Annotated in this window: 8 protein-coding genes; 6 read left to right on the forward strand and 2 right to left on the reverse strand. The window is 68.1% G+C overall.

The features are described 5' to 3' along the window. Positions 1 to 408 precede the first annotated feature (408 nt). From BGP03_RS29745 to BGP03_RS29770, 6 genes are all read left to right on the forward strand, one after another. Complete coding sequence (locus BGP03_RS29745; RefSeq protein ID WP_298798133.1) at positions 409 to 1,227, forward strand: hypothetical protein; 819 nt, start codon at positions 409 to 411, stop codon at positions 1,225 to 1,227. A gap of 128 nt (positions 1,228 to 1,355) precedes the next feature. After that, positions 1,356 to 2,462 (forward strand): GNAT family N-acetyltransferase, encoded by a 1,107-nt coding sequence (locus tag BGP03_RS29750; RefSeq protein ID WP_298798131.1) that lies wholly within the window; start codon positions 1,356 to 1,358, stop codon positions 2,460 to 2,462. A gap of 130 nt (positions 2,463 to 2,592) precedes the next feature. Then, positions 2,593 to 3,279 (forward strand): polysaccharide deacetylase family protein, encoded by a 687-nt coding sequence (locus tag BGP03_RS29755; RefSeq protein ID WP_298798129.1) that lies wholly within the window; start codon positions 2,593 to 2,595, stop codon positions 3,277 to 3,279. Between the two features lie 32 nt (positions 3,280 to 3,311). Continuing rightward, positions 3,312 to 4,259: a glycosyltransferase family 2 protein gene (locus BGP03_RS29760; protein ID WP_298798127.1), complete on the forward strand. Its 948-nt coding sequence runs from the start codon at positions 3,312 to 3,314 to the stop codon at positions 4,257 to 4,259. Positions 4,260 to 4,378: 119 nt separating this feature from the next. Further along, the gene (locus tag BGP03_RS29765) at positions 4,379 to 5,695 is read left to right on the forward strand and encodes a nucleotide sugar dehydrogenase (RefSeq protein ID WP_298798125.1); all 1,317 of its coding nucleotides are present in this window, start codon (positions 4,379 to 4,381) and stop codon (positions 5,693 to 5,695) included. Further along, positions 5,676 to 6,863, forward strand: coding sequence for a glycosyltransferase family 4 protein (locus tag BGP03_RS29770; RefSeq protein ID WP_298798207.1), 1,188 nt, complete (start codon positions 5,676 to 5,678; stop codon positions 6,861 to 6,863). The genes BGP03_RS29765 and BGP03_RS29770 overlap by 20 nt, the downstream gene beginning before the upstream one ends. Here the strand turns inward: BGP03_RS29770 and BGP03_RS29775 are convergent. Together BGP03_RS29775 and BGP03_RS29780 are read right to left on the reverse strand one after the other, a co-directional pair. Then, entirely contained in the window at positions 6,804 to 7,763 is a 960-nt protein-coding gene (locus tag BGP03_RS29775; RefSeq protein ID WP_298798123.1) for an NAD-dependent epimerase/dehydratase family protein, read from the reverse strand. The two genes, BGP03_RS29770 and BGP03_RS29775, sit on opposite strands and share 60 nt — an antisense overlap. A 174-nt stretch (positions 7,764 to 7,937) precedes the next feature. Then, positions 7,938 to 8,444, reverse strand: a 507-nt coding sequence (locus tag BGP03_RS29780; RefSeq protein WP_299738314.1) for a hypothetical protein, incomplete at its 5' end; no start/stop codon positions are given.

An 8,444-nucleotide genomic window follows, 5' to 3' on the forward strand; every position in this document is an offset into this window, starting at 1 on the left:
TGTAGCCCGAGTTCTCGGTTGACCAGCGACCTCGCCGAGGCGTTCAACCGGGTCGCGGCGCCGCCGTCCAGCTGGTTGATCCTCAACCCGACCCGACAAGCGGCGGAAGCTACCGCCAGAACCAGCACGCCGACGGCGTCACCATCCCCACCTTCAGGACGGCGCCAGCCAAGCTGACAGCCGCCACTCCAAGGTCGATCCGCGGCCCTCACGAATGACCAGGGGTAACAGGGCGGCCACCAGTGCCGAGTCCGACCCGTGTAGCGGGTTCGGCGCTGCGGCCGCGCCCCATCTGGTTCTCGGGAGGGGATCATGGTCAACGTCCACGTCGATCCGGTGTTCGACGATGAGGAACGCCGGCACCGGATCTTCTCCGGTGATGTGATCGTCTACACCGGCGTCCCCGCTGTGGCCGACTTCGCGAACTTCACCCGATCGCTGATCAGTGAGCTCTTCGCACCCGAGGACCCGGTCACCATCCACCGCTCCCGGACACCCAGACAGCTGGCCGACGACCTGATCGAGTTCAAGCCCCGGTTCATCCACCATCCGGAGTCGATCGCCCATGTCCGGCGCATCACGACGGCGTTGGGCGCCGACCCCGGCAGCATCCATGCCGATGTGCCCAAGCTGCGGACGGCGTTTCCGGACGGTGGGCTCAACACCGGCATTGCCTACGCGTTCCAGGCTCATCGCGATACCTGGTACGGGGCACCACCACAGCAGATCAACTGGTGGATGCCGGTCTGGCCAGCCGCCGCCGAGAACGTCATGGAGTTCTATCCGCGCTGGTTCGGCACGGCGATCGAGAACAACAGCTCGGACTACAACTATTACGTGGCCAACACCTGGCGGAGTCGGATCAAGGACTTCAGCGGCGCCAGCGACGTCCGGGTCCATCCCGCTCCTGTTCACGGACTGCCCGCCGACGAGCCACGGCTGTGCCTGGTGCCGCCGGTCGGCGGCATCATGCTGTTCTCCGGCGACCAGCTCCACGCGTCGATCCCGAACCGCACCCCGGCCACGCGTTACAGCATCGACTTCCGGACGGTGAACGTGACCGACGTGCGCGAGGGTCGCGCGGCGCCGCGGGCCGACGTCGAATGCGTCGGCACGGCACTGCGGGACTTCCGCAGGCTCAGTGACGGCGCGGAGTTCAGCGAGGACGACGTCGCCCCCTACGACACCGCGGGCGCGCAGGGCGTCAAGGTGTTCACGCCCAGCTGAACCGGCTCGGCACGTGAACCCTGACGTACGAGACAGGCGGTCTCCGACGTTCGGCTAACGGTCGTCGGAGCAGGACCGACTCCGCAGGGGTGAGGACACCTCGCTCTACGGACAGCTCTACGGGCACCGTGATCGTCTCGCCGATCGACCGCCTGTCCACCGCCCATCTGGACGACTGGATCGCGTGCCGCGACGCCGACCCGGCGTTCGACAGCCCGTACTTCCACCCGGGCTTCGCCACTGCGGTGCACCGCACGGGGCACGAGGTCCAGGTGGCGGTCGAGGTGGACGCTGGCGGGCGCGGGCGGGCGTTCCTCCCGGTGCACCGGCGAGGTTCCCTGGCCACGCCGGTCGGATCACCCGCCGCCGACTTCCAGGGCCCGGTCCGCGCGTCGGACGCCACAGTCGCGTTGACAGGGCTCATGGTGGCGCTGCGGGTGCAACGACTCGCCTTCGATCACGTCCCGGCCACCGCGAACGGGTTCGCACCCTGGACCCGGACCACGTGCCCCTCACCGTTCATGGACGTCAGCGGCGGGATGGACGGGTACCTCTCGCGAGCGTCCCGCAGCGGTCGGGACAACATGGGCCAGGCGCGACGGCGAACCCGCAAGGCGGAACGTGACCTGGGCGCGGTGGAGTTCCACGCCGACTCCGACGACCCCGCTCTCCTCGACCGTGTGATCGACCTCAAGCGCGGCCAGTACGCCGCCACCGGAGCCAAGGACTACTTCACCGACCCCCGTCACGTCCGCCTTCTGCACGAACTCCTGAGCACCCGCGAGGAGGGGTTCCGCGGATCGCTCTCGGCCGTGTTCGCCGGCGGGCAGCTGGTGGCCGCTCATTTCGGGCTGCGTAGTGCAGGCGTCCTGCATTGGTGGTTCCCCGTCTACGAGCCGGACCTCTCGGCATTCGCCCCGGGCTGGATACTGCTACGAGAGCTGGTGACCGCAGCACCGGAACTCGGGCTGGTGCGGATCGACCTCGGCCGCGGCACCGACGAGTACAAGCGGCGTGCCATGACCGGTGCCACCGACGTGGCTCAGGGCACGGTCACCGTCGGTGCGACGTCACGCGCGGTGCAGCGGGTCCGGTCGGCGGCGATCACCGGTGTGCGGAACTCCCCCGCGGCCCCGGCGTTGCGACAGGGCATCCGACTTCTGCGCCAGCTCCGCTCGACCGGTGGGCAGACCTCCGCCCGCTCCGGGGCCCGGCAATCGTTCCGGACCATTTGACTCCTCACTCGGTACCGACCCGGCGAGACTATCGCTCCATATGAGAAGAGAACGACGTAACGACCGAATCGGTACTGGCGAATCACAGACAAGGCAGGTGGGAGGCAAGGTAGGCATGAACGAGGGAACGGTGCTGGTGCTGAACTGGCACGGCATCGGCGATCCTCCGCGGGATCTGGATCCGGGCGAAGCACGGACCTGGGTGCCGACGGCATCGTTCGAGAGCGTCCTCGATGCGGTCGCGGACCGATCCGACGTCATGATCACATTCGACGACGGCAACGTCTCCGACGTCGAAATCGCTCTGCCGCTGTTGCTGGAGCGCAACCTGTCGGCACAGTTCTTCCTGCCGGCCGGGCTCATCGGGGAGCCTGGCAGGCTCGACGAGTCCGGGATCCGGAAACTGACCGGCACCGGCATGACCATCGGCTCTCACGGATGGGCCCACCGCGACTGGCGGCGCCTGCGGCCGGTGGAGGTGAAGGACGAGTACGAGCGCGCCCCCGAGGAGCTCGGGCGCATCACCGACCAGCGGATCGACATCGTCGCCATTCCGTTCGGGTCCTACGACCGGGACGTGATCGGCCGCCTGCGTGACCAGGACGTGCGCCGCGTCTACACGAGCGACGGCGGCCGGACCGATCCGCAGCAGTGGCTTCAGAGCCGCTTCAGCGTGCGTAGGGACACCACGGCGGAGGATATTCGGGCCATGCTGGCGCACCGGCCCGCCCCGCGGGAGCGGATGCGCCGGGCGGCCGTCATGTGGGCCAAGCGAAACCGGCCGACTTCCGGGATGGGTGGATTTGCGCGGGAGTAACGACCCTGCGCGATCGAACGAGTAGTTCGAGCGTGAACCGGTCCACGTCCGCCATTGCTGTGGTGATCGTTACCTACAACAGCGCAGGTCAACTCGGCACTGTTCTGGATTCGTTGTCCGCGGGTTGCGACGGCGTCGATCTCGTCGACGTCGTCGTCGCCGACAACCTCTCGACCGACGACACGGTCGACGTCGCGAAACAGCCCCGCGACATTCCGGTCCGCGTGGTGCAGCTCGGTCGCAATGCCGGCTACGCGGCAGGAGTGAACGCGGCGGTCGCGTCCCTCACCGCTCACGTGGACGCGTACCTGCTCCTCAACCCGGACATCACCATGCACCCGAGGTCTGCCGTGCCCCTCGCACACGCCCTCGGCCAGGGGGCGCGCGCGATCGTATTCCCCCAGTTGCGCAACCCCGACGGGACGCTGCAACCGTCACTGCGGCGGAAGACGACCCTGCCGAGGACGGTCGCGGAGGCTCTGGTCGGTGGCGGGCTCGCCAGCAGGCTCGGTGGCCTGGGGGAGCTCATCATGGAGTCCGAGCACTACCACTCGGCTGGGCCGACGGTATGGGCGACGGGGGCGGCCATGCTGGTGTCGATGCAGGCCACAAGGGACATCGGTCCTTGGGACGAGTCGTTCCTCCTGTACGGCGAGGAGACCGAGTTCGCCCTCCGCGCAGCCGACCGTGGCTGGGAACTGTGGTACGAGCCGGAATCGGTCATGGATCACGTCGGCGGCGAGCAGACCGTCACCAACCCCAGCCTCCATGCGCTGCTGACCGTCAACCGCGTGCGGCTCTATCGCCGACGCCACAACCCGGTTGCCGGGGCCGTGCACTACGGCGCCGTGACGCTCGGCGAGGCGCTCCGAGCCGTGGGGGGACGTCGTACCGCGCAGGCCGCGCTCGCCGCGTTGCTGTGCCCGTCCCGCCGGTTGCGGGAGCTGCCCGGTGACGCGGTCGCGCCGGGTCACGGGTAACGCAGGATCTCCGATCCCCGACTCCACCAGCGCGACGACCTCCCAGCGGGCATCCAATTGCCTGGTGTTGGGAACAGACGAGGTCAGCGTGCCGATTCCGCTCGAAGGGGCACTCATCGATGAAGGTCAGCGTATTCGGCCTCGGCTACGTCGGCTGTGTCTCGGCTGCATGCCTCGCCGGGATGGGTCACAGGGTGGTCGGAGTCGACATCAACCCCGTGAAGGTCGAACTGATCAGGAACGGAATGCCTCCGGTCGTAGAGGAGCGCATCGGCGAGCTCACCCGGCAGGTCGTGCTGGACGGTCTGCTCGAAGCAACCGACGACGTGGCCTCCGCGGTCGACTCCACGGACGTGTCTCTGGTGTGCGTGGGCACGCCGTCCGCGTCCAACGGGAGCCTGTCGACCACCCACCTCGAGCGGGTCGCCGAACAGATCGGTGCGCAGATCGGGCGGGTCGCCCGTCGGCATACCGTGGTCTTCAGAAGCACGATGCTGCCTGGCACGTGTGAGGACCTGCTGATCCCGATCCTGGAACGAGCGAGCGGCCGCCGCGCGGGGACCGACTTCGGTGTGGCGGTCAATCCCGAGTACCTGCGCGAGGGCACGAGCGTCAGCGACTTCCACCACCCGCCGAAGACGGTGATCGGCCAGCTCGACCGCGCGAGTGGCGACGCTGTCGCCTCCCTCTACGAGGATCTTCCGGGCGAGGTCTTCCGGGTGGAGGTCCGCGTGGCCGAGATGACGAAGTACGTCGACAACGCGTTCCACGCGCTGAAGATCGGGTTCGCGAACGAGATCGGTGCCATCTGCCAGGCGTACGGGCTGGACTCGCACCGCGTCATGGACGTCTTCCTGGCCGATCGCAAGCTCAACATCAGCCCGGCCTACCTGCGGCCCGGCTTCGCCTTCGGCGGGTCGTGTCTGCCTAAGGACGTGCGTGGGCTGGTGCACGCCGCGCGGCGAGCCGACGTCGACGCTCCCATCCTGTCGCACGTACTGCCATCCAACCAGGCGCATCTACGACGAGCCTTCGACGCCGTCGTCGCGAGCGGGCGACGAAAGATCGGCCTGTTCGGCCTGTCGTTCAAGCCCGGTACTGACGACCTGCGGGAGAGCCCGCTCGTCGAGCTCGCGGAGCTCCTCGTCGGCAAGGGTTACGACCTGCGCATCTACGACGCCAACGTGAGTATCTCGCGGCTCATGGGCGCCAACCGCGAGTACATGGAGCAGCGACTGCCGCACCTCGGTGACCTGCTCGCCGACTCGGCCGAGGCCGTGCTCCGGCATGCCGAGATCTGCATCGTGGGCTGCAAGGACGAGGCGGTCCTCGCCCTTCTCGACGACCCCGGAGACCGTGTCGTGGTCGATCTGGTCCGTCTGCCGGACGCCGAGCGCCGGCGGCTGCACGAAGGTTATGTCGGCCTTGGCTGGTAGCGCACTCATCCTCGTCGAGAACCTCTCTGTGCCGTTCGACCGCAGGGTGTGGCAGGAGGCCGTCGCGCTCCGTGACGCCGGCTGGCGGGTCGACGTGGTCTGCCCACAGGGGCGCAACCGCGATGTCGAGCCAGAGGCAGTGATCGACGGCATCCGGGTCCACCGGTACCCGTTGAGCCCGGCGATCGGCGGACCGTTGGGCTTCGCCCGCGAGTACGGGACGGCCTTGTGGCACTCCCTGCGGCTCGCGCGGAGAGTCGGCCCGGTCGACGTCGTCCACATCTGCAACCCTCCCGACCTGCTGTTCCTCGTCGCCTGGGCCCTTCGGGGCAGACCGAGGATCGTATTCGACCAGCACGATCTCGTGCCCGAGCTCTACCTGTCACGCTTCGGACGAGGCCGGGACGCGCTCTATCGCGCGGTGTGCTTCCTGGAACGGCTCACCTACCGCGCCGCCACCGTCGTGATCGCGACCAACGAGAGCTACAGGACCACGGCGCTGGAGCGGGGCGGTCTTGATCCCCAGGACGTGTTCGTGGTGCGGAGCGCGCCCGTGGTCGACCGGTTCCACAGGGTCGAACCGAAGCCCGAGCTCCGACGCGGGCAGCCGCACCTGCTGTGCTATCTGGGCGTGATGGGCCCCCAGGACGGGGTTGACTACGCCCTGCGTGCGCTCGCCGCTCTGCGCGACGAATTGCATCGCACCGACTGGCACGCGGCCTTCGTGGGCAGCGGCGACGCGTTCGACGATGTCGTGGCGCTGTCGCACGATCTCGGCCTCACCGACCGGGTGACGTTCACCGGCCGGATCCCCGACGCCGAGCTGCTCGACTACCTCTCGACGGCCGACGTGTGTCTCGCGCCCGATCCGCTCAACCCGCTCAACGACGTGTCGACCATGAACAAGATCATGGAGTACATGGCGATGGAATGCCCCATCGTGTCCTTCGACCTGCGCGAGGCGCGGGTGTCGGCCGGCGCGGCGGCCGTCTACGCCCCTCCGAACGACGAGTCGGCGTTCGCCAAACTCGTCGCGGGCCTCCTGGACGATCCGCAGGAACGCCACCGGATGGGTCAGCTGGGGGCGGCACGGGTGCGGGGGCCGCTGTCATGGTCCCACTCCCGGGATGCGCTGCTGGCCGCCTACGACCGGGCCATCTCCCGATGAACTGCTGACCTCGGAGGTGGAATGCCGTGCGTACCAGTCGACCGTGCGGGCCAATCCGTCCTCGAGAGCCACTCGGCTCCGCCAGCCGAGCACATCTGTCGAGGCTTGGGTACTCGCGATCCTGGATGCGTCAAACCGACGGTCTGCCACGGCGCCGAAATGAACGCCGACGGTCGAGCCGGTGATGCCCCGCAGCATCTCGACGGTGTCGCGAATGCGCATCGGCACCCCCGACCCGATGTCGAAAACACCCCCTGGGGCAGCGGCGACCAGTGCCGCCGCGACGAAGGCCTCCACAACATCGTCCACGTACACCCAGTCGATCTCGCGGTTGCCGCTGCCCAGGTGTGGGGCCTGCCCGGCAAGGAGGGATGTGATCACATAAGGAATCAGCTTCCGGTCGTCCCGCTGTTGGGGGCCGTAGACCATCGCGATCCGCAAAACAACGGTTGGTAGCTCCCACAGAGCGTGGTACATACGTGCGTAGGCAGTCGTGGCCCACTTGCTGGCCGCGTACGGCGAGGACGGGACCGGTGAGTCGTCACCCACGCCCGGCTCCTCCATGGACCCGGCCAACACAACCCGTGGCGCGCCGTGCGCCGCCGCTGCCCTCAGGAGATTGACCGAGCTCTGGAGGTTGCCGACGAAGATGGGTACGACCAGGTGAGCATCTCTCTGACCGGATACCTGACTCGCGAGGTGGAAGATCACCTCAGGCTTTAAGGAGCCGACAAGCGTGTGTATCGCGGTCGCATCGCCCAGGTCGCACTGCCAGGCGCGGCCAGCTCCGACACCATCGGTCCGCGGCTCCCTGGACACGGCGTGGACCTCGGCGCCCTCGCTGAGCAGCCGTCGGACCAGGTGCGAGCCAATGAATCCGGACGCACCGGTGACGATCACGCGGCGGCCACGAAGGTCTCCGGGCCACCACGAGCGGCGGGGACCGAGGGGCGGACGTGGGTCCGCCGCCGACCAAGGCATCACCGGAGCCATCTGACGCTCCCAAGGGTAGGGGTTTCCGTTTCGGTCGTATCAACCCTTTTGAGCGTTACACGGCGTACGGGCGGTCACAGTTCAGCAGTCGGTCTCGAAGAAGATCGCCTTGACGAAGGCACTCCACTGGTAGACGACCGCGACGGGCCACTCCGCGAGCGGTAGCGGTGTCGTGGCGACGTACACCGGCCCGGGGAAGCACCTGGTCGTTCGCAACCGGGCACGCAGGGCCTGGTCCGGTGTGGTGATTAGCACGACCGAACGCCAGTGGAGCTGCTCGGCCGTCCGGCCGATGTACTCCGCTTCCCCACGGGTCGTACCGGGGTCGGGGTGGAAGCACATGACCGTCACGCCCGGCGTCGCCGGGAGGCAGCGATTCGTCCCCGCCTCGACCGGGACCGTCGACTGGACCACGTATGTCGTGCGGCCCGCCGACGCCAACGCCAACGCGGCGGCGTCGCGGTCCCCGGGCCCACCCAGTTCGACGACGGCATCAACGTGTCTCGGAACAGGTGCGAGGTCGGGCCAGACTAGTGGCTCGACACGCAACGTTGGCCGGGTAATTGATCTCGGTCCTTGACCCGGCCA

The organism is Pseudonocardia sp. 73-21 (genome assembly GCF_001899645.1).
Classification (GTDB): domain Bacteria; phylum Actinomycetota; class Actinomycetes; order Mycobacteriales; family Pseudonocardiaceae; genus Pseudonocardia.

Excerpts from the sequence above, each read along its gene's own strand:
- BGP03_RS29765 (WP_298798125.1), top strand. The coding sequence starts at position 4,379 with ATGAAGGTCAGCGTATTCGGCCTCGGCTACGTCGGCTGTGTCTCGGCT.
- BGP03_RS29770 (WP_298798207.1), top strand. The coding sequence starts at position 5,676 with ATGTCGGCCTTGGCTGGTAGCGCACTCATCCTCGTCGAGAACCTCTCT.